This window comes from Kluyvera ascorbata, from assembly GCF_023195735.1.
GTDB classification, from domain to species: domain Bacteria; phylum Pseudomonadota; class Gammaproteobacteria; order Enterobacterales; family Enterobacteriaceae; genus Kluyvera; species Kluyvera ascorbata.
On record NZ_CP096201.1, the window covers coordinates 2,244,997 to 2,265,306 of the forward strand.

At 53.0% G+C, this 20,310-nt stretch carries 16 protein-coding genes and 1 other RNA gene; 9 read left to right on the plus strand and 8 right to left on the minus strand.

Features of this window, described 5'->3' with window-relative positions; all coding sequences use genetic code 11:
- Window positions 1–88 precede the first annotated feature (88 nt).
- From MY052_RS10605 to selO, 5 genes are all read left to right on the plus strand, one after another.
- The gene (locus MY052_RS10605) at window positions 89–643 is read left to right on the plus strand and encodes a glutathione peroxidase (protein WP_248538767.1); all 555 of its coding nucleotides are present in this window, start codon (window positions 89–91) and stop codon (window positions 641–643) included.
- Complete coding sequence (gene btuD, locus MY052_RS10610; RefSeq protein ID WP_035896273.1) at window positions 640–1,401, plus strand: vitamin B12 ABC transporter ATP-binding protein BtuD; 762 nt, start codon at window positions 640–642, stop codon at window positions 1,399–1,401. Before MY052_RS10605 ends, btuD begins: the two co-directional genes overlap by 4 nt.
- A 95-nt stretch (window positions 1,402–1,496) precedes the next feature.
- A complete protein-coding gene (locus MY052_RS10615; protein WP_035896272.1) occupies window positions 1,497–1,961 on the plus strand; it encodes an NlpC/P60 family protein in 465 nt (154 codons plus the stop codon).
- A gap of 280 nt (window positions 1,962–2,241) precedes the next feature.
- Window positions 2,242–2,955: an EAL domain-containing protein gene (locus MY052_RS10620; RefSeq protein WP_202217875.1), complete on the plus strand. Its 714-nt coding sequence runs from the start codon at window positions 2,242–2,244 to the stop codon at window positions 2,953–2,955.
- Window positions 2,956–3,016: 61 nt separating this feature from the next.
- Window positions 3,017–4,459 (plus strand): protein adenylyltransferase SelO, encoded by a 1,443-nt coding sequence (gene selO, locus MY052_RS10625; protein WP_248538768.1) that lies wholly within the window; start codon window positions 3,017–3,019, stop codon window positions 4,457–4,459.
- A gap of 31 nt (window positions 4,460–4,490) precedes the next feature.
- Here selO and hemP read toward each other — a convergent pair whose 3' ends face one another.
- The 3 genes from hemP to ppsR form a co-directional block, all read right to left on the minus strand.
- Window positions 4,491–4,670 carry a hemin uptake protein HemP gene (gene hemP / locus MY052_RS10630; RefSeq protein WP_081918571.1) on the minus strand — a complete coding sequence of 60 codons (180 nt, stop codon included), beginning with the start codon at window positions 4,668–4,670 and terminating at the stop codon, window positions 4,491–4,493.
- A gap of 137 nt (window positions 4,671–4,807) precedes the next feature.
- Window positions 4,808–5,854 (minus strand): 3-deoxy-7-phosphoheptulonate synthase AroH, encoded by a 1,047-nt coding sequence (aroH, locus tag MY052_RS10635; RefSeq protein ID WP_035896134.1) that lies wholly within the window; start codon window positions 5,852–5,854, stop codon window positions 4,808–4,810.
- A gap of 153 nt (window positions 5,855–6,007) precedes the next feature.
- The gene (gene ppsR / locus MY052_RS10640; protein WP_035896136.1) at window positions 6,008–6,841 is read right to left on the minus strand and encodes a posphoenolpyruvate synthetase regulatory kinase/phosphorylase PpsR; all 834 of its coding nucleotides are present in this window, start codon (window positions 6,839–6,841) and stop codon (window positions 6,008–6,010) included.
- Window positions 6,842–7,171: 330 nt separating this feature from the next.
- Here ppsR and ppsA point away from each other — a divergent pair, with 330 nt between their 5' ends.
- Window positions 7,172–9,550 carry a phosphoenolpyruvate synthase gene (gene ppsA / locus MY052_RS10645; protein WP_035896137.1) on the plus strand — a complete coding sequence of 793 codons (2,379 nt, stop codon included), beginning with the start codon at window positions 7,172–7,174 and terminating at the stop codon, window positions 9,548–9,550.
- A gap of 232 nt (window positions 9,551–9,782) precedes the next feature.
- Complete coding sequence (locus MY052_RS10650) at window positions 9,783–12,152, plus strand: glycoside hydrolase family 3 N-terminal domain-containing protein (protein WP_248538769.1); 2,370 nt, start codon at window positions 9,783–9,785, stop codon at window positions 12,150–12,152.
- Between the two features lie 59 nt (window positions 12,153–12,211).
- Here the strand turns inward: MY052_RS10650 and rprA are convergent.
- Together rprA and ydiK are read right to left on the minus strand one after the other, a co-directional pair.
- Window positions 12,212–12,311, minus strand: an RNA gene (gene rprA, locus MY052_RS10655) — antisense sRNA RprA.
- Window positions 12,312–12,486: 175 nt separating this feature from the next.
- Entirely contained in the window at window positions 12,487–13,608 is a 1,122-nt protein-coding gene (gene ydiK, locus MY052_RS10660) for an AI-2E family transporter YdiK (RefSeq protein WP_035896140.1), read from the minus strand.
- Between the two features lie 258 nt (window positions 13,609–13,866).
- On the opposite strand from ydiK, the gene ydiJ reads away from it, so the two are divergent.
- Together ydiJ and menI are read left to right on the plus strand one after the other, a co-directional pair.
- Window positions 13,867–16,923 carry a D-2-hydroxyglutarate dehydrogenase YdiJ gene (gene ydiJ / locus MY052_RS10665; protein ID WP_035896142.1) on the plus strand — a complete coding sequence of 1,019 codons (3,057 nt, stop codon included), beginning with the start codon at window positions 13,867–13,869 and terminating at the stop codon, window positions 16,921–16,923.
- Window positions 16,920–17,330, plus strand: a complete 411-nt coding sequence (gene menI, locus MY052_RS10670; protein WP_248538770.1) for a 1,4-dihydroxy-2-naphthoyl-CoA hydrolase — start codon at window positions 16,920–16,922, stop codon at window positions 17,328–17,330. Before ydiJ ends, menI begins: the two co-directional genes overlap by 4 nt.
- Window positions 17,331–17,391: 61 nt before the next feature.
- Here menI and MY052_RS10675 read toward each other — a convergent pair whose 3' ends face one another.
- From MY052_RS10675 to MY052_RS10685, 3 genes are all read right to left on the minus strand, one after another.
- Window positions 17,392–19,101 (minus strand): penicillin-binding transpeptidase domain-containing protein, encoded by a 1,710-nt coding sequence (locus MY052_RS10675; protein WP_115074097.1) that lies wholly within the window; start codon window positions 19,099–19,101, stop codon window positions 17,392–17,394.
- Between the two features lie 539 nt (window positions 19,102–19,640).
- A complete protein-coding gene (gene ydfZ / locus MY052_RS10680) occupies window positions 19,641–19,844 on the minus strand; it encodes a putative selenium delivery protein YdfZ (protein WP_202217881.1) in 204 nt (67 codons plus the stop codon).
- A 138-nt stretch (window positions 19,845–19,982) separates the two neighbouring features.
- Window positions 19,983–20,228, minus strand: coding sequence for a hypothetical protein (locus tag MY052_RS10685; RefSeq protein ID WP_248538771.1), 246 nt, complete (start codon window positions 20,226–20,228; stop codon window positions 19,983–19,985).
- Between the last annotated feature and the right edge of the window lie 82 nt (window positions 20,229–20,310).

Consider the following 20,310-nt stretch of genomic DNA (forward strand, 5'->3'; position numbering starts at 1 on the left):
ATGAAAAAGCCTTGGTGTCACACCTGCGTCTCTGGCTATTATGAAAGGCCGGGCGATAAGACCCCACACACGCTGAAAAGAGGATGCTATGCAAACCAATGTTCTGAACACCCCCGTCACTACCATCGATGGAGAAAAAACCACGTTGGAAGGCTATAAAGGCAAAGTGCTGCTGATCGTTAACGTGGCATCAAAATGCGGCCTGACGCCACAGTACGAGCAACTGGAAGCGCTTCAGGAGTCCTTACAGGGCGAGGGCTTTACCGTACTGGGCTTCCCATGCAATCAGTTCCTGGGCCAGGAACCGGGCAGCGAAGAAGAGATCAAAACCTTCTGCAGCACGACTTATGGCGTCACCTTCCCGCTGTTTAGCAAAGTGGAGGTGAACGGTGAGCAACGTCATCCGCTGTATAGCCTGCTGACGCGCGCAGCGCCAGATGCCATTTCACCAGAAGGCAGCGGTTTCTACGAGCGTATGGCGAGCAAAGGCCGCGCACCCGCGCATCCGGGCGATATCCTGTGGAACTTTGAGAAGTTCTTAATTGGTCGCGACGGTGAAGTGATTAATCGTTTTTCTCCTGATATGACCCCTGACGACCCGATCCTGACTGCCGCCATCAAGCAGGCCATCGCTCAGAAATGATGCCATTGATGCAGCTTCAGAATGTCGGTGAAGGTGTTCGACTCCAGAGCATTAGCGCCGTTGTAGAACGAGGCGAAATGGTACATCTGGTGGGACCAAACGGTGCCGGGAAAAGCACGCTACTGACCAGAATGGCCGGACTCAGCCGCGGGAAGGGCGATATCGTGTTCAACGGTCAATCGTTGGAAACCTGGCCTGCAGCGCAGTTGGCACGACATCGGGCCTATCTTTCACAGCACCAGGCACCGCCGTTCGCGATGCCGGTCTGGCAATTTCTGATGCTGCATCAATCCCAGACTCAAGATACTACAGTGTCCGTCCATGTGGCGGATGCGCTTGGGCTGAGTAATAAACTTAAACGAAACGTCAGCCAGCTTTCCGGTGGCGAGTGGCAGCGCGTCCGACTGGCTGCCGTTATTTTACAGATTCATCCCGCGGTTAACCCGAATGGACAGCTTTTGCTGCTGGATGAACCGATGAACAGCCTTGATGTTGCTCAGCAGGCTGCGCTGGATAAACTGTTGGTAGAACTCTGCGCTGCCGGGGTTGCCGTGGTGATGAGCAGTCACGATCTTAACTACACCCTGCGCCATGCAGGCCGCACCTGGTTGCTCTGTGAAGGCCGGATGATAGCTAGCGGTGGTACCGAATCCGTATTGCAGCCAGGCCATTTAGCGGCCGCTTATAATATGACCTTCCAGAAACTGGAAATAGCCGGTCACCAAATGCTCATTTATGAGAATGACGGCGAAAATTAATCCATACTCTTCTTGCTACTATCGGCATTGCTTGCTAGTCGATCGTGAATCGATATAATTTATGAGTGAATAAAAAAACAGAGGATGCGCTGGATATGCGTTTCTGGACTCTTTTTCTTGTGGCATTCATTTTAGCAGGGTGTAGCAGCCACCGGGCTCCGCCACCAAATCCCCGACTTTCGGATTCCATCGCCGTCATTGCCGGCCTTAATGACCAGCTACAGAATTGGCATGGAACACCTTATCGCTATGGCGGCATGACTCGCCGTGGCGTTGATTGTTCGGCGTTTGTGCTGATGACGTTCCGCGACAAGTTTGAAATGCAGTTGCCAAGGGAGACGCGGCAGCAGGCAAAAATTGGCACTGAGATAGATAAAGACGAGCTGCTTCCAGGCGATTTAGTCTTTTTCAAAACCGGCGCGGGAGAGAGCGGACTCCATGTCGGTATCTACGATACGGATAACCAGTTTATTCATGCTTCAACTAGTCAGGGCGTAACGCGTTCCTCTCTGGATAACGTCTACTGGCGAAAGAATTTCTGGCAAGCCAGACGAATTTAATCAGAAAGAAAAGGAGGCGAAATGCCTCCTTTTCTTTTAATCGGCGGTGAAAATTAAAATAAATAGCCTGCTATATTCTCGTTTTTGTTAGACAAGATCATAGAACTTAAGGTTGATTGTGTTATTCCGTGACTTTCGATTACAATCATTACGATCCAGTGACGGACCGATGAAATAAAAAGGAACCGATGAAAGGAATAGGCTCAGCATCCATTACCGTAGGTTTTTTGCTTTGTGACGTCAGGAACCCGGACATGACTTTTAGTGAAGGGCAGTCGCAATGATTGTAGCGCTGGATAATACATATAGTTCTCAGTTGTATTTTCTTCCCGCCCGAAATAGCGACGGGCTGCTTGTTGGCTTAAAAGTGGTGTGTCAGTTTAGCGGTCTTAATAACCACGTTCGAATTCCAACTAGCCTGGTGTTACCTCGCCTGACGCAACAACAAGAAATAACCTTGTTTCAAGAGAAACTGGCGCTATTGACCACCTGCCAGCTGTTTTTTATGCAGCATAATCTGACCGCGTGGATAATGATCCCGCCTGGTGTGGTCGATGCCTTACTGAATGATGAAGAACTCGCCGCCAGCGTGCAGCGTTTACCCTTTCTCGAGCTTGCCGTCAGTGAGCAGTTCCCTGGGTTAAATGATATTGATGAAAATCATCCGCTGAGTAAACTCAGCCACTATTTCCCGCTCGCGCTAAGCGATTTTGGTGCGGGTAATGCCTCTACCAGGGCGGTGTTTACCGGGTTATTTAAACGAATTGTGCTGGATAAAAGCTTTGTGCAGCGTCAGCTTAAATCCCTCTCGTTTGAACCTTTTATGCGCGCTATTGTGAGCCAGATTCAACCGTACTGTCAGGGGATCATGGTATCGGGGATTGATGATGAAACTATTCGTCAGCGCGTAATGCCTTATGGTTTTAACGGTATGCTCGGCAGTTTATGGCCAGTGGTGCCGGAATCATCTTTAATAACATTAGTGCAACAATAACCCTGCTGTTCCTCGGGTGTTTTACGTAGCGTAACCCAATACACTACGGACAGGAGGAACCATGAACCTGTCATTTAACACTCGCTGGCGCGATGAGCTGCCGGGATTTTACACTTCGCTACAGCCTACACCGCTGAGCAATGCTCGCGTTATCTGGCATAACGCACCGTTGGCGCAGAAATTAACCATCCCTGAATCATTATTTTCCCCACCACAAGGGGCAGGTGTGTGGGGCGGTGAAACGCTATTACCGGGCATGTCACCGCTGGCACAGGTCTACAGCGGACATCAGTTTGGGGCCTGGGCCGGTCAACTCGGTGACGGACGCGGTATTCTGCTTGGTGAGCAGCAGCTGGAAAATGGCAAAACGCTCGACTGGCACCTGAAAGGCGCGGGCCTGACGCCCTATTCGCGGATGGGGGATGGTCGCGCGGTTCTCCGTTCCACGATACGCGAAAGCCTGGCTTCTGAGGCGATGCACTATTTGGGGATCGCCGGCACTCGTGCGCTGGCTATCGTTACTAGCGATACGCCGGTCTACCGTGAGACGGTGGAATCTGGTGCCATGCTGATGCGCGTTGCTGAAAGCCATATTCGCTTCGGTCACTTTGAACATTTCTACTATCGCCGCGAAATGGAGAAGGTTCGCCAGCTTGCTGATTACGCTATTCGTCACCATTGGCCACATCTGCAGGATGAGCCCGACCGCTACGGTTTGTGGTTCAAAGATATGGTTTCCCGTACGGCAATAATGATTGCTCGCTGGCAAACGGTAGGGTTTGCCCACGGCGTGATGAACACCGATAACATGTCAATCCTGGGCTTGACGATGGATTACGGTCCCTTCGGTTTTCTGGATGATTATCAGCCGGAATATATCTGCAATCATACGGACACTCAGGGGCGTTATCGTTTCGATAATCAGCCAGCGGTAGGACTGTGGAATTTGCAGTGTCTGGCTCAGTCGCTGTCTACGCTTATTGATGTTGATACGCTCAACGCAGCGCTTGAGGGATATCAGCACACGCTATTCCGGGAATATGGCCAACGAATGCGCCAGAAGCTGGGGCTGTTTAGCGAGGAGAGCGGGGATAACGATCTGCTCAACGGCCTGTATGCGCTGATGGAGCGTGAGGGCAGTGACTACACGCGCACCTTCCGTCTGTTGAGCGATACTGAACAGCACAGCACGGCATCACCGTTGCGCGATGAGTTTATCGACAGAGCGGCGTTTGATGATTGGTTCACTCAGTATCGCTCCCGTTTGCAGCAAGAGCACATTGATGATGCCCCGCGACAGCAGGCGATGAAGCAGGCCAACCCCGCTCTGGTTTTGCGTAACTGGCTGGCACAGCGTGCAATTGAGCAGGCTGAAAAGGGCGACTATCAGGAGCTAGAGCGTCTTCATGAAGCGCTTCGTGACCCGTGGCGTGACCGTGAAGATGATTACAGCCGCCGTCCGCCTGATTGGGGTAAACGGCTGGAAGTGAGCTGCTCAAGCTAACCGCTATGCTGCGTTGCCGCTGGCCGCGCAGCTACTTAGTCAGAATAAGTTTTCCCGCCTGAGTCTGGCGGAGCAAATACTGTTGTTCACCGTGTTCAATGATGACACGACCTTCCTGACCTAACAGCGTATGGCTGTCGATCCGTCGATCGGAGGGGAGAGGACGAGGAGAGTTATCCTTTTGCGGTTCCACTGCTGCGCACGTATCCATTAGCGACATATTTCATAATGAAAATCAATGTAACAATGATAACTATTATCAGTAATCGCTATGTTAACCGCAAGCGTTATTTATCATTTTGTGTGGTAAGGATTTATAGCCCGCTGCGGTGCAGCGGGCAGAGCGTACTACAGGCGGGTTGCGACGGCTGCCGCCAGTTTTTCCAGCAGCAGTTCGGTATCTTCCCAGCTCAGACAAGGATCGGTGATCGACTGGCCGTAGGTTAATGGCTGGTCGGCAACGATTTTCTGTGTTCCTTCGCGCAGGAAACTTTCTGCCATGATCCCGGCAATCGCGGAAGAGCCGTTGCGGATCTGCTGACAGATGTCGTCACACACTTCCAACTGACGGCGGTGCTGTTTCTGACAGTTGCCGTGGCTGAAATCCACCACCAGATGTTCCGGCAGGTCGAACTCGTGCAGCGTATCGCAGGCCGCTGCAATATCATCAGCGTGGTAGTTCGGCTTTTTGCCGCCGCGCATGATGATATGGCCGTACGGGTTGCCGCTGGTCTGGTAAATGGTCATCTGGCCATTTTTGTCCGGTGACAGGAACATGTGGCTTGCGCGGGCGGCGCGGATCGCATCCACCGCAATCCGCGTATTACCGTCGGTACCATTTTTAAAGCCAACCGGGCAGGAGAGCGCAGAGGCCATCTCGCGGTGGATCTGGCTTTCCGTGGTACGTGCTCCGATAGCGCCCCAGCTAATGAGATCGGCGATAAACTGTCCGGTCACCATATCGAGAAATTCGGTCGCTGTCGGTACGCCAAGGGTGTTTACCTGCAGCAGCAGCTTACGTGCCTGCTCAATGCCGTGATTTACGCGGTAGCTGCCGTTGAGGTCTGGGTCAGAGATCAATCCTTTCCAGCCCACGACGGTGCGCGGTTTTTCAAAATAGGTGCGCATCACGATTTCGAGTTCGCCCTGGTGTTTTTCGCGCAGCTGCTGCAAACGGCGCGCGTAATCCATCGCGGCATCAAGGTCGTGAATAGAACAAGGGCCGACGATTGCCAGCAGGCGGCGGTCTTCACCGTTAAGAATTTTTTCAATGCGACGACGGGAAGCGGTAACGTGCGCCGCAACGTCTGGTGACACAGGGTGGCGCTGAGCAAGTTCAGCAGGCGTAATCAGGCTCTCAATGCGAGCGGTACGCAGTTCATCGGTCTTATTCATGGATATCTCAGAAATTTGTTGCTTCGCCAGTCAATATGCTGGGAAGTGATGCACATCACGATAAACCAATCCCCGCTAAATTCAAGGGTGGCGCGTAATGTGCGCTCAATCACACTGCTATGATAAACAAATTTGATGTAATGTACTAGTGTATTAGTACATTCTGCGGCTTAATCCCATTATATCCATGATTTTTGTGGCAATTTCCTCTACGGAGTAATTGGTGCTGTTCAGCCACGGGATCTGGTGCCTGCGGTACAGTGCCTCGACTTCGGCTACTTCCATACGGCACTGGCGCATTGAGGCGTAGCGGCTGTTCTCCCGGCGTTCTTCGCGGATGGCGGCCAGGCGTTCCGGGTTAATCGTCAGCCCAAACAGCTTGTGTTGCAGCGGTTTTAATGACGCGGGCAGAACGAGGTTATCCATATCATCGGCGATAAACGGATAGTTGGCGGCCCGAATACCAAACTGCATCGCCAGGTAAAGGCTCGTCGGGGTTTTTCCACAGCGTGATACGCCGAGCAGGATGACCTGCGCCTGATCGAGGTTACGCAGCGAGATACCGTCATCATGCGCCAGCGTATAATCGATGGCCGCAATGCGCGCGTCGTATTTGGTCAGATTACCCGGAGTTAAGCCGTGGGTGCGGTGGGCAATGGGCGTCGGGTCAAGCTTAAGCTCTTCCTGCAATGGGGCGACCAGCGCCTGGACGATGTCCTGGCAGAACCCTTCACATTGCAGAATAATGTCGCGAATTTCGGGGATAACGATGGAATAGAAGACCAATGGGCGGACGCCGGTTTGCTGATAGATAGCGTCAATTTGCTCCTTCACTGCCCTGGCGCGGCTTTCACTTTCGATAAACGGCAGAGTGATACTGTTTATCGCCACCGGGAACTGCGACATCACCGCGTGGCCGAGGACTTCTGCCGTAATGGCGGTACCGTCAGAAATATAAAATACCTGCCTGTCGACTGCGTTATCCATATTGCTTGACTCCCATTAATTGCCTGAAAGGGTAAATTAAATTTAAACACAACCCTGTGCTATTTGTCTTAAATTTAAAAATGAAACGGTATTTTTATTTTTAATGAAATGGTCGTTTCAATTTCCAAAAGATGCCAATAGACCGCTGGTTGCTGTGCCTTTTTAGTCGAATCAGTAGGTTATGAATAACCGGGAATCAATCCGAAAAAGTAAAAAAATAATTTGCTTACACGATTCACCGTTTTTTTCAGCCGTTTAAATATGCGAGGATAATTTAAGTAGTCAGTCGTTACTTATCACTGCTTCTTTAATCAAAAAAGGATTGTCTCGATGTCCAACAATGGCTCGTCACCGCTGGTGCTTTGGTACAACCAACTCGGCATGAATGATGTAGACAGAGTTGGAGGCAAAAATGCCTCCTTGGGTGAAATGATTACGAATCTGTCCGGAATGGGGGTTTCTGTCCCTAACGGATTTGCCACCACTGCCGATGCGTTTAATCAGTTTCTCGACCAGAGCGGTGTGAACCAGCAGATCTATCAACTGTTGGATAACACTGATATTGACGACGTTACCGCCCTGGCGAAAGCCGGCGCGCAGATCCGCCAGTGGATCATCGACACACCTTTCCAGAGCGAACTGGAACAGGCTATTCACGAAGCCTACAACCAACTGGCTGCCGATAACGCCAACGCCTCTTTCGCCGTGCGCTCCTCAGCCACCGCGGAAGATATGCCGGATGCATCCTTCGCCGGCCAGCAAGAAACTTTCCTCAACGTCCAGGGCTACGAAGCGGTGCTGGTGGCGGTGAAGCACGTATTTGCGTCGCTGTTCAATGATCGTGCCATCTCTTACCGCGTTCACCAGGGTTACGACCACCGCGGCGTTGCGCTGTCTGCGGGTGTCCAATTGATGGTGCGTTCTGACCTTGCGTCTTCCGGCGTGATGTTCTCCATTGATACCGAATCCGGCTTCGACCAGGTGGTATTCATCACCTCCGCGTGGGGCTTGGGTGAAATGGTCGTACAGGGCGCGGTTAACCCGGATGAGTTCTACGTACACAAGCCAACGCTTGCCGCAGGTCGCCCGGCGATTGTGCGCCGTACGATGGGATCGAAAAAGATCCGTATGGTCTACGCGCCAACGCAAGAGCATGGTAAACAGGTACGCATTGAAGATGTGCCGCAGCAGCAGACTGACATCTTCTCGCTGACCAACGATGAAGTGCAGGAGCTGGCGAAGCAAGCCGTGCAGATCGAAAAACACTACGGTCGTCCAATGGACATCGAGTGGGCGAAAGACGGTCACACCGGCAAACTGTTTATCGTTCAGGCGCGTCCGGAAACCGTGCGTTCGCGCGGACAGGTGATGGAGCGCTACACGCTGCACTCTCAGGGGCGTATTGTCTCTGAAGGCCGCGCTATCGGCCACCGTATTGGTGCAGGCCCGGTGAAGGTCATTCATGACATTAGCGAAATGAACCGTATCCAGCCAGGCGATGTGCTGGTGACCGACATGACCGACCCGGATTGGGAACCGATCATGAAAAAAGCGGCGGCGATTGTCACCAACCGTGGCGGCCGAACCTGTCACGCGGCGATCATCGCTCGTGAACTGGGGATTCCTGCGGTAGTGGGCTGCGGCGATGCTACCGAGCGCATGAAGGATGACGAGAAAGTCACCGTTTCCTGCGCTGAAGGCGACACCGGCTACGTTTACGCGGATCTGCTGGACTTCAGCGTGAAAAGCTCCAGCGTCGATACCATGCCGGACCTGCCGCTGAAGATTATGATGAACGTTGGCAATCCTGACCGCGCGTTCGACTTTGCCTGCCTGCCGAACGAGGGCGTCGGTCTTGCTCGCCTGGAGTTCATCATCAACCGTATGATTGGCGTGCACCCGCGTGCGCTGCTGGAGTTTGATGACCAGGAGCCTAAGCTGCAAAACGAAATCCGCGAGATGATGAAAGGCTTCGACTCGCCGAAAGAGTTTTACGTTGGTCGTCTGACCGAAGGGATCGCGACGCTGGGCGCAGCGTTCTATCCGAAACGCGTCATTGTCCGTCTCTCTGACTTCAAATCGAACGAATACGCCAACCTGGTGGGCGGCGAGCGTTACGAGCCGGAAGAAGAGAACCCAATGCTGGGCTTCCGCGGCGCTGGTCGCTACGTGTCCGATAGCTTCCGCGACTGCTTTGCGCTGGAGTGCGATGCGGTGAAACGCGTGCGTAACGACATGGGGCTGACTAACGTTGAGATCATGGTGCCGTTCGTGCGTACCGTGGAGCAGGCGAAAGCGGTGGTGGACGAACTGGCGCGCCAGGGGCTGAAACGCGGTGAGAACGGGCTCAAAATCATCATGATGTGCGAGATCCCGTCTAACGCCTTGCTGGCGGAGCAGTTCCTTGAGCACTTTGACGGTTTCTCTATTGGCTCAAACGACATGACGCAGCTGGCGCTGGGTCTTGACCGTGACTCTGGCGTTGTCTCTGCGCTGTTCGACGAACGTAACGACGCGGTAAAAGCACTGCTGTCGATGGCGATTCGCGCCGCGAAGAAGCAGGGTAAATACGTGGGTATTTGCGGTCAGGGTCCTTCTGACCACGAAGACTTTGCCGCCTGGCTGATGGAAGAGGGGATCGATAGCCTGTCGCTGAACCCAGACACCGTCGTCCAGACCTGGCTGAGCCTGGCCGAACTCAAAAAGTAGCGCCATCGTGAACTGAAATCCCGGGCATCGACCCGGGATTTTTTTGCCCATCGGGTTGCGGGGGATCACACTCCGGAAAGAAAACCAAAAATCATAAATCTGCTGGCAATTTCTACAATTGTTCCTCACGCATCACTTCTGAATACTGATTCGTAAATGTTAACACCATGTACTTACCCATCATCATTAGCCAATGATTTCGGGTACTTATCAGCGACTCAGGAGACCGGCTATGACCCCGATTTACAAAGACCCTCAGCGCCCGATTCAGGAACGTGTAGCAGACTTACTGGCCCGTATGACCCCTGAAGAAAAATATGCCCAGATGCACGCCTGGTGGTTGGTGCTATCGGAAGACGGCAATCACCGCGAAAGAACGGATATGAGCGATGAGTTTGCAGGGGTAAGCGAACAAACGTCGCTGCATGAACGTTTAAAACTCGGCGTCGGGCAGATTACCCGTCCGCTGGGTACCCATATTGTGGATGCGAAGACCGGCGTCCGGGCGGCAAACCGTCTGCAAAAAATGATGATGGAAGAGACGCGCCTGGGTATTCCCGCGTTGTTCCACGAAGAGTGCCTGGTCGGGCTTTTATGCAAAGATGCCACTCTGTTCCCGTCATCGCTGAATTATGGCTCAACCTGGGATGCGGAACTGGTCAAATGTGCCGCTCAGCAAATTGGTGAAGAAGCTCGTTCTACCGGCTGTAAGCAGGGGTTAGCGCCCGTGCTTGATGTTTCCCGCGACGTTCGCTGGGGACGGACAGAAGAGACCTTTGGTGAAGATCCATGGCTGGTAGGGGTCATGGCTTGCGCCTACGTTGAGGGACTGCAAGGTGAAAAGCGAGACGTGCTGGCGACGCTGAAACACTATGTGGGTCACTCATTCAGTGAGGGCGCGCGCAACCATGCACCGGTCCATCTGGGCTTCCGCGAATTGAATGACACGTTCCTGCTGCCGTTTGAAATGGCGGTGAAGCAGGCAAACGCGGGGTCGGTGATGCCCGCTTATCATGACATTGATAATCAACCGGGCCATAGCGACAGCTTCCTGCTGACCACGGTACTGCGTGAACAATGGGGCTTTGACGGCATTGTCGTCGCAGACTACGGCGGCGTGAGTCTGCTGCATCAGCATCACGGTGTGGCGGCAGATGCGGCAGAGTCAGCGGCGCTCGCCTTTAATGCCGGGCTGGATGTGGAGCTGCCAAAAGATGATTGCGCTCGCCATCTGGCGGAAGCTGTCGCTCGCGGACTTATTACGCCGGAAAAAATTGACGAGATTGTGGCGCGCACGCTCACCGAGAAATTCCGCCTCGGCCTGTTTGAACATCCGTATACCGATGAAACCGCTATTTCGCTGCAATCCGATGCTACTCGCCAGGTCGCGCGCGAGGTGGCTACCCGCTCGATGACGCTACTGGAAAATCGAAATGCGTTACCGCTTACCGGTAAGCCGCGCGTCGCCGTGGTGGGCCCAACGGCTGACGACCCGTTGGCGTTGCTGAGCGGCTACAGCTTCCCGGTGCATCTGATTATCAGCGATATGATGGAAAAAACATCACAGGTCACCACGCCGCTGGTGGCGCTACGCCATTATCTGGGTGATGACCTTGTTCGCTATGCAAAAGGTTGTCATATCATCGAACAGCGGATGGCTGGTGCGCCGGTATTCCCTGGGGATAGTTCGGGTAAACCGATGCAAGCGTCACCGGTCTCTCACAGTCTGAGTCTGATTCCAGAAGCCGTACGTGCAGCGCAAGACAGTGACGTGGTAGTCGCCTGTGTAGGCGACCTCGCTGGATTATTCCAAAGCGGCACGGTGGGTGAAGGTTCGGATACTGACAGCCTTAACCTGCCGGGCGTACAGCAACAGCTTTTGCAGGCGCTGGTGGATACCGGTAAGCCAGTCATTGTGGTCATGACCGGCGGGCGTCCGTATAACCTACAGGGATTAGAGTCGAAGGTGGCCGCCTTGATGCTAGCCTGGGCGCCGGGTCAGGAAGGGGGCTGGGCCATCGCTGATGTGTTGACCGGACGCGCCGAACCGCAAGGCCGTCTGGTAGTCAGCGTGCCAAAAAGCGCAGGGGCGATGCCGTTTTACTATAACCATAAGCTCAAAAGCGGCGGTACACCGTTCGCCTTCCACTTTGGGGCACGTTATCCGTTCGGTTACGGAAAAGGTTGGGGGGAGTTTAGTTTTGGCACCCCGCAGCTTCAGCAAAGCCAGGTGGCAATTGAGGGTGAAATTACGCTGCGTGTAACGGTGAAAAACAACGGTGAACGTAGCGGGAGTGAGGTCGTACAGCTCTACGTTCGCGATAAAGTGGCTTCGATGGTACGCCCACTTCAGGAGCTCAAGGCCTTCCAGCGGGTGACGTTATCGCCGAATGAGCAGGCGACACTGACCTTTACCATCCCTGTCGATATGCTCAACTTTACCCGCTACGATGGCCAACGCATTGTAGAACCCGGCGAGTTCGAACTGCAGATAGGTACGTCTTGTGCGCAGATTCATGGGCGTGCGTCGGTACAGGTTAAGGGTGATACCCGCGTGCTACCGCCTGACTGGCGGATGATGAGCCACTGCGAAGTGCGCTAAGGTGCTGCCATCCCGGACGAGGCTCGGTGAGCCGGTTCCGGGATGTGACCGTGCGGTAGGCAAAAAAAAGCCCAACGTGGGAGTTGGGCAAAGACTACACACAGCAATTCGTTGTTTCACTCAGGGGATAGATAAATCAAGGGGTTGATCTATTACCTTAGGACTCATACTAGGCCATGCGCCGTTTTTGCGTCGATCAGATTCCTCTCAATAGTTAAAGAAATGTGAATAATTTCCGTGGCATGTCGCAAAAAGCGAGGGGAAGAAGCTGAGCGAAGTGGAGTAATGGTGAGATTTGCTTAAGTAAAAGGCGGGTTGCCCCGCCTTTTTTAGCTTACTGTTTTGGATAGTTATTCTGCTCAAGCTCGGCCAGCTCTTCCAACACCTGGTCCGGGTCTCGTGAAGGTGGCGGAACTTCATGCAGCCAGGCATCAAACAGACGCCAGGAGACGGCGAGCAGCACCGGGCCGATGAACAGGCCAATCATGCCAAATGCAACCAGGCCGCCGATAACGCCGGAGAGGATCAGAATCATCGGCAGGTCTGCGCCCATACGAATCAGCATCGGGCGAATCACGTTATCCATCGTCCCAACCACGCAGCTCCATACCAGCAGAACCGTTCCCCAGGTGGTGTCACCCGTCCAGTAGAGCCAGATAATGCACGGCACTAACACAATCAAGGGCCCAAGCTGTACCAGGCAGGAGAAGATCATCACCACGGTCAGCAGCGTCGCGTACGGGACGCCAGAAATACCAAGGCCAATACCGCCGAGCACAGCCTGTACCAGCGCGGTCACGACCACGCCCAGCGCCACGGCACGAATTGCCTGTCCTGCCAACAGCACCGCCGCATCACCGCGTTTCGCCGCCAGACGGGTCGCGAAATAGCGCATACCAAACGCGACTTTTTCACCTTGCCAGTACAGCAGGGCGCTGAACAGCAACATCAAAGTACTGTGCATCAGAAAACGCCCAACGTGTGCGGCCTGCCCGACAAACCAGGTGGTCGTGGTGCCGATATACGGGCGAACCTTAGCCATCAGCGCGCTGCCGCCCATATCCAACAGGCTATGCCAGCCGCTATAAAGTTTGGCTCCAACGAAAGGAATGCTGTTGAGCCAGGCCAGATCGGGCAGGGTCAGCGTGCCGCTGGTAATGGCGTGCACCAGCGGCGTGGAGCCATCAACCAGGCTATTGACCAGCAACGCAATGGGGATAACGAACAGTAAAAAGAGCAGCAGCGTCATCACCAGCACAGCCAGCGAACGGCGACCGAAAAGCTTACGCTGGAACCAGAGCAGAACCGGCCAGGTGGCAATAACGATGGTGGATGCCCAGGCGAAGCCCAGAATAAACGGCTGAACTATCCATAAACAGGCGATGATCATCAGTGCCAAAAACAGCACGGATAGCAGTATTTGTGGAATATCACGAGGCCGAGGAATCGTGTTCATAAATGAGTTTTACCTTCAGTTGCTTGTCAGCGTGTTGACGCAGCGTAAATCCGTTCATCGATAATAATATCAATAAATTCCCGGCGCTGATTCTGCGACAAAATCTACCGGGCGTATAAGAAAAAAATGTGATAAAAGAATAACGGCACGACGCAAACGATTAATTACTCTCTACACATCATCTTTGCCGTTTGGCTGTTCGCGTAAACCGGCAAAATTTTGTGCGTACAACACAACATTCAGAAAGGGTCACAAGTAATGATCCCACAGATTTCCCAGGCACCGGGCGTAGTTCAGTTGGTGTTGAATTATTTGCAAGCACTGGAGCAACAAGGCTTTACCGGCGACACCGCCACCCGTTATGCCGACAGGCTGACGATGGCGACCGATAACAGTATCTACCAGCTTCTTCCCGATGCGGTGATCTTCCCTCGTTCCACCGCAGATGTCGCACTGCTGTCCCGTATAGCGGCAGAAGAGCGCTTCCAGTCTCTGATTTTCACCCCGCGCGGCGGTGGTACTGGCACCAACGGTCAGTCGCTGAATCAGGGCATCATTATTGACATGTCCCGCTACATGAACCGCATCATTGAGATCAACCCGGAAGAGGGTTGGGTGCGCGTTGAAGCGGGCGTGATTAAAGATCAGCTTAACCAATATTTAAAACCTTACGGTTATTTCTTCGCGCCGGAACTGTCGACCAGTAACCGCGCGACGTTAGGCGGGATGATTAATACCGATGCCTCCGGGCAAGGTTCGCTGGTGTACGGCAAAACATCTGACCATGTGCTGGGCGTTCGCGCCGTGCTGCTGGGCGGCGATATTCTTGATACGCAGCCGGTTCCCGTTGCGCTGGCTGAAACACTGGCGAAAGAGCAGTCGGCGGCAGGACGCATCTACCGAACCGTCTATGAACGCTGTCGGGAAAATCGTCAGCTGATTATCGATAAATTCCCGAAACTGAACCGCTTCCTTACGGGCTACGACCTGCGCCACGTCTTTAATGACGAGATGACCGAGTTTGATTTAACCCGCGTGTTGACGGGCTCCGAGGGGACGCTGGCCTTTATTACCGAAGCACGGCTGGATATTACGCCGCTGCCGAAGGTACGTCGTCTGGTGAATATCAAATACGACTCCTTTGATTCGGCGCTGCGTAACGCGCCGTTTATGGTTGAAGCGCGCGCGCTGTCGGTCGAAACCGTCGACTCTAAGGTCCTTAATCTGGCCAGGGAAGATATTGTCTGGCACTCGGTTAGTGAACTGATTACCGATGTTCCAGATAAAGAGATGCTGGGGCTGAATATCGTCGAGTTCGCGGGTGATGATGAAGCGCTGATTGAAGGTCAGGTTAGTGCGCTCTGCCAGCGACTGGACGAACTGATTGCTCAACATGAAGGCGGCGTTATCGGCTGGCAGTGTTGCAACGAACTCGATGGTATTGAGCGCATTTACGCGATGCGTAAAAAAGCGGTCGGGCTGCTCGGCAACGCTAAAGGGGCGGCTAAGCCTATCCCATTTGCCGAAGATACCTGTGTACCGCCGGAGCATCTGGCTGACTATATCGTTGAATTCCGCGCGCTGCTTGATAGCCACGGCCTGAGCTACGGGATGTTTGGTCACGTTGACGCGGGCGTATTGCATGTGCGTCCCGCGCTCGACATGTGCGACCCGCAGCAAGAGATCTTAATGAAGCGGATCTCTGATGATGTGGTGGCGCTGACCGCCAAATACGGCGGTCTGTTATGGGGAGAACATGGTAAAGGTTTCCGTGCGGAATACAGCCCGGCGTTCTTCGGTGAACAGCTTTATGGCGAACTTCGCAAAGTGAAAGCGGCGTTTGACCCAGACAACCGTTTGAACCCAGGGAAAATCTGCCCGCCTGAAGGTGTAGACGCGCCGATGATGAAGGTGGATGCGGTAAAACGCGGTACCTACGATCGTCAGATCCCCGTCACTGTTCGTTCATCCTGGCGTGGCGCGATGGAGTGTAACGGTAACGGTTTGTGCTTTAACTTCGACGCGAAAAGCCCGATGTGTCCGTCGATGAAAATCACCAACAACCGTATGCATTCACCAAAAGGTCGTGCGACGCTGGTGCGCGAATGGCTGCGCCTGCTGGCGGATCGCGGCGTTGACCCGCTCCTGCTGGAAAAAGAATTGCCGGAAAAACGCGCGAGTCTTCGCTCGATGATCGAACGGACGCGCAATAGCTGGCATGCCCGTAAAGGTGAGTACGACTTCTCACACGAAGTGAAAGAGGCGATGTCTGGCTGCCTGGCCTGTAAAGCCTGTTCAACGCAGTGCCCGATAAAAATCGACGTACCGGAATTCCGCTCCCGGTTCCTGCAGCTTTATCACACTCGCTATCTGCGTCCTGTGCGCGATCATCTGGTGGCAACAGTAGAAAGCTACGCGCCGCTAATGGCGCGTGCGCCGAAAACATTCAACTTCTTTATGAGTCAGCCGCTGGTCCGTAAGCTTTCTGAAAAGCATATTGGCATGGTGGATTTGCCGCTGCTTTCGGTACCTTCGTTGCAAAAACAGATGGTGACGCATCGCTCGGCAAACATGACGCTCGAGCAGTTAGAAGCACTGTCGCCTGAGCAAAAAGCGCTGACCGTGCTGGTGGTGCAGGATCCCTTCACCAGCTACTACGACGCGCAGGTAGTGACGGACTTTGTCCGCCTGGTTGATAAGCTCGGCTTCCAGCCGGTGCTGCTGCCGTTCTCGCCAAACGGTAAGGCACAGCACATTAAAGGCTTTGTGAGTCGCTTTACGAAAACGGCGCAAAAAACCGCTGATTATCTTAACCGTGTGGCCGAACTTGGCATGCCGATGGTGGGAGTCGACCCGGCCCTGGTGCTTTGCTATCGCGATGAATATAAACAGGTACTTGGCGATAAACGCGGTGATTTCAATGTGATGTTGGTACACGAATGGTTGCCACAGATACTGGAACGCAAAGCGCATACGCTGTCTTCTGGCGAACCCTGGTATCTGTTTGGTCACTGTACTGAGGTCACGGCATTGCCGACGGCACCGAAGCAGTGGGCCGCCATTTTTGCCCATTTTGGCGCGAAGCTCGAAAATGTTAGCGTGGGCTGCTGCGGCATGGCCGGAACCTACGGGCATGAAGTAAAAAATCACGCCAATTCACTGGGTATCTATGAGCTTTCATGGCACCAGGCTATGGAAACGTTGCCCCGTAACCGCTGTCTGGCAACGGGGTATTCGTGTCGCAGCCAGGTGAAGCGCGTCGAAGGAAGCGGCGTACGCCATCCATTGCAGGCATTACTGGAGATGATGGGATGATCTGGAAAAGACAAACTACGCTGGAAGCACTTAATGCGATGGGCGAAGGCAATATGGTCGGGCTACTGGATATCCAGTTTGACCATATCGACGACGATTCATTGGCGGCGACAATGCCGGTGGATCATCGCACGCACCAACCGTTTGGTCTGCTTCACGGTGGCGCATCGGTGGTGCTGGCGGAGACGTTAGGCTCGGTGGCGGGCTATCTGTGTACCGAAGGTGAAGACAGGGTGGTAGGGCTTGAAGTCAACGCCAACCATATTCGTTCCGCGCGTAGTGGTCGCGTTCGTGGCGTGTGCAAAGCGCTCCACGCAGGTCGTCGTCATCAGGTCTGGCAGATTGAAATCTTCGATGAGCAGGGGCGTTTATGCTGCTCATCGCGGTTAACGACTGCCGTCGTCTAAGAGATTTGCACGGCGCTATATCTGGCGCCGTGCAAACCCGCTATTCAGCCCATCCTAGGTATTATTGCGGCAGCGCATCTGGTGCAATGTTCATGTTCTTCAGAACCGGCCCCATGATATTGCCAAAGATAGGTGCTGCCACTGAGCCACCAAAGTGGGTGCCGGCGGTTGGGTTGTTCACCACGACCACCAGCGCCACCTCAGGATGACTGACAGGGGCAACCCCGGCGGTATAGTTCACGTAACCCCCATCGTATTTACCACTGTCACCCAGTTTTTCCGCGGTACCGGTTTTGGTCGCCAGCCGATATCCAGGCACTGCGGCTCTCACGCCGCTGCCGCCGGGAAGCACGTCACTTTCCATCATATGGACGACAGTTTTTACGATTCTAGGGTCGGCAACCTGCTGGCCCATCACCGGTGGCGTTACCTTAGTGATGGAAAGCGGGCGGTAGACGCCATATGAACCCATGGTGGCATATTCGCGGGCAATCTGTAGCGGTGTGACGCGCAGTCCATAGCCGAATGAGAAGGTGGCGCGTTCAATATCTGCCCACTGTTGGCGGTGGAGTGGGAAATAACCCACGCTTTCACCGCTCAGCCCCAGATCGGTCGGTTTCCCAAGTCCAAATGCCTGGTAGGTGTCAACCAGCGCCTGAGCTGGCATTGCCAGCGCGATGTGGGACACACCGATATCACTCGATTTCTGCAGGATGCCGGTCGGAGTCAGTTGCGGCCAGTGGCCAACGTCACGAATAAGGTGACCGTTCACGCTATACGGTGTGGTATTGAGTAGCGTATTAGGCTGAATAATATTCCTCTCCAGCCCTTCAATAATGACCAATGGCTTAACCGTAGAGCCAGGCTCAAAGCTGTCGTTGATAGCCACATCGCGCATTTGCGTTTGGGTGGCGTTATCAAAGTTATTGGGGTTGTAAGAAGGATAAGAGGCCATGGCGAGGATCTCGCCAGTATCAATCTTAACCAGCACGGCGGCACCGGAGTCGGCTTTATTCAGCAGTACGCCGTCGCGCAGTTTGCTGTACAGGGTGTACTGGTCGAATTTATCAATACTGAGCTGAACGGTCGGCGCTTGCTTCGGTGCATCGTAATTTAATACGCTGATAATGCCGCCATTGGCGTCCTTACGGTAAATTTCCTTACCGGGCTCACCTTGCAGAATATTGTCATAACCCTTTTCGACGCCGTTCAGCCCCGTATTATCCGCACCCACGATGCCAATTAACGGCGCGGAAGCTTCACCCATCGGGTAGAAGCGGCTGTCATCGTAAATTTCGCTGATACCTTTTATATGAAGGTCAGCCACATCTTTAGCGATACCGAGCTCAACTTTACGTCCGAGAAAAAGAAAATGACGGCGTGAGTTCTGATAAATTTTGCTCGCAATTTGATCCGGTGTGGTATTTAGCGCAGACGCAAGATACTGCCATTTTGGGTCGCGAAAATTAGGACTGGCCTCAACGATTTTCACCGGGTCCGCAACCACATCACGCGAAGGAACGCTCATTGCCAGTGCTTCGCCGTTGCGATCCACTAAGGTACCGCGGTTAGTTGGCAGCACGATGGTCCGCAACGAACGCTGATCGGCCTCGCGTGCCAGCATGGGATGATTAAGGAATTGCAGATCTGCCACTCGCACCAGTAAAACAGCAAGGCAAAACAGAATACCAATACAAAGTATTATGTAACGAGATGTAATAAATGAGTCTTTATTTTGCTTTTCTGTTGATTTGTTTTTCATTTGTAACATTAAACCACATGATTTTTATTTTTATTAATAAAATGCCGATGGCCGAAGCATAAATCATGACCACAGTTATACGATGTAAATATCCATTTTTCAGGCAAGCGTGGCAATCAGTTTACAGGTAATGTCATTGATAACAAGCCATTAAGTTAACATATTATTTCAAGGCTCAAGTCATATTATCTCGCGCCAGTTAAGGGATGATAGCGGTGATATTCCGAAGGATAGCGACACAAAAGTGCCCATAGGTGAATTTGTCATCACTTACGTTATGGGTATTTTGTCGTGTGCCATGCCGTTATCGGAATTATCCAGGCTGAATTGACTCATGCTGGCGAGGTTATCGCACTTTCTTTAAAAGATACCAAGGCGTCATTGCTGGATGATAAATCTGCAGGGGGCAAAGCGTGGGTAAAGGGTGAGTTGATAAACCAAGACGGCCGGATAAGCAGTTACTCAAAAGAATACAGAAATAAAAAAGGCCACATGGGTGGCCTTATGCTGTTATTTTTCACACAGTTCTACGTCGATACGATAACGTATTAGTTGAAGCCAAGACGGATCAAATCCAGTGGGCAATACACACCATCGCAGCCCTCAATTTCAACGCAGTCAGTACGGCGCAGTTGCTCAGCCGTTTTACCTTCACCGTGAATTGACCGGATAACGCCCGTCGCGCCATTGTTAGCAATCATGACGCGGCTGCCGATAGTGATAGCGTTACGGTTACGATCGTAGGTTTTCATCGTCTCCTCCTTTCACATTCAAGACGGGATATATTTGCGGTGTGAATTAATACCGCTATCGAACACGTCATGTTTTGAGCTTCGTCAAAAGAGAGGGTTATTCCGTTGTCGGAAATCCCTTGATTATCAAGGAGGCCGTTAAGATTTTCTGGAACCAATAAACCAGATGAGGAATCCTGCGGCGGCACCGGTACAGGCAGTGCTAAGGTAGAGGAAAGCGTGTTCGAGAAAATAGCGCTGAAGGGTCATCCGCCCAGTCCAGACATCCTCAGATGAATCACCAACGGCAAAGTCAATGAAGACCAGCACAAAGGTAAACATGAGCGCATAAGTCATCATCATGTAGCAAAGTGAGAAAAAATTGAATGAAGAATGGCTGCGCACGAGGGGAACCTAGGTTTGGTTTGAACAGGTAAGATAGCTTATTGTGTAACAGATGCCTAGATGTGAAATGCAGCGTTGAGAC

Coding starts and splice junctions, on each gene's coding strand:
- MY052_RS10605 (WP_248538767.1), top strand. CDS start 89: ATGCAAACCAATGTTCTGAACACCCCCGTCACTACCATCGATGGAGAA.
- btuD (WP_035896273.1), top strand. CDS start 640: ATGATGCCATTGATGCAGCTTCAGAATGTCGGTGAAGGTGTTCGACTC.
- MY052_RS10615 (WP_035896272.1), top strand. CDS start 1,497: ATGCGTTTCTGGACTCTTTTTCTTGTGGCATTCATTTTAGCAGGGTGT.
- MY052_RS10620 (WP_202217875.1), top strand. CDS start 2,242: ATGATTGTAGCGCTGGATAATACATATAGTTCTCAGTTGTATTTTCTT.
- selO (WP_248538768.1), top strand. CDS start 3,017: ATGAACCTGTCATTTAACACTCGCTGGCGCGATGAGCTGCCGGGATTT.
- hemP (WP_081918571.1), bottom strand. CDS start 4,670: ATGGATACGTGCGCAGCAGTGGAACCGCAAAAGGATAACTCTCCTCGT.
- aroH (WP_035896134.1), bottom strand. CDS start 5,854: ATGAATAAGACCGATGAACTGCGTACCGCTCGCATTGAGAGCCTGATT.
- ppsR (WP_035896136.1), bottom strand. CDS start 6,841: ATGGATAACGCAGTCGACAGGCAGGTATTTTATATTTCTGACGGTACC.
- ppsA (WP_035896137.1), top strand. CDS start 7,172: ATGTCCAACAATGGCTCGTCACCGCTGGTGCTTTGGTACAACCAACTC.
- MY052_RS10650 (WP_248538769.1), top strand. CDS start 9,783: ATGACCCCGATTTACAAAGACCCTCAGCGCCCGATTCAGGAACGTGTA.
- ydiK (WP_035896140.1), bottom strand. CDS start 13,608: ATGAACACGATTCCTCGGCCTCGTGATATTCCACAAATACTGCTATCC.
- ydiJ (WP_035896142.1), top strand. CDS start 13,867: ATGATCCCACAGATTTCCCAGGCACCGGGCGTAGTTCAGTTGGTGTTG.
- menI (WP_248538770.1), top strand. CDS start 16,920: ATGATCTGGAAAAGACAAACTACGCTGGAAGCACTTAATGCGATGGGC.
- MY052_RS10675 (WP_115074097.1), bottom strand. CDS start 19,101: ATGTTACAAATGAAAAACAAATCAACAGAAAAGCAAAATAAAGACTCA.
- ydfZ (WP_202217881.1), bottom strand. CDS start 19,844: ATGAAAACCTACGATCGTAACCGTAACGCTATCACTATCGGCAGCCGC.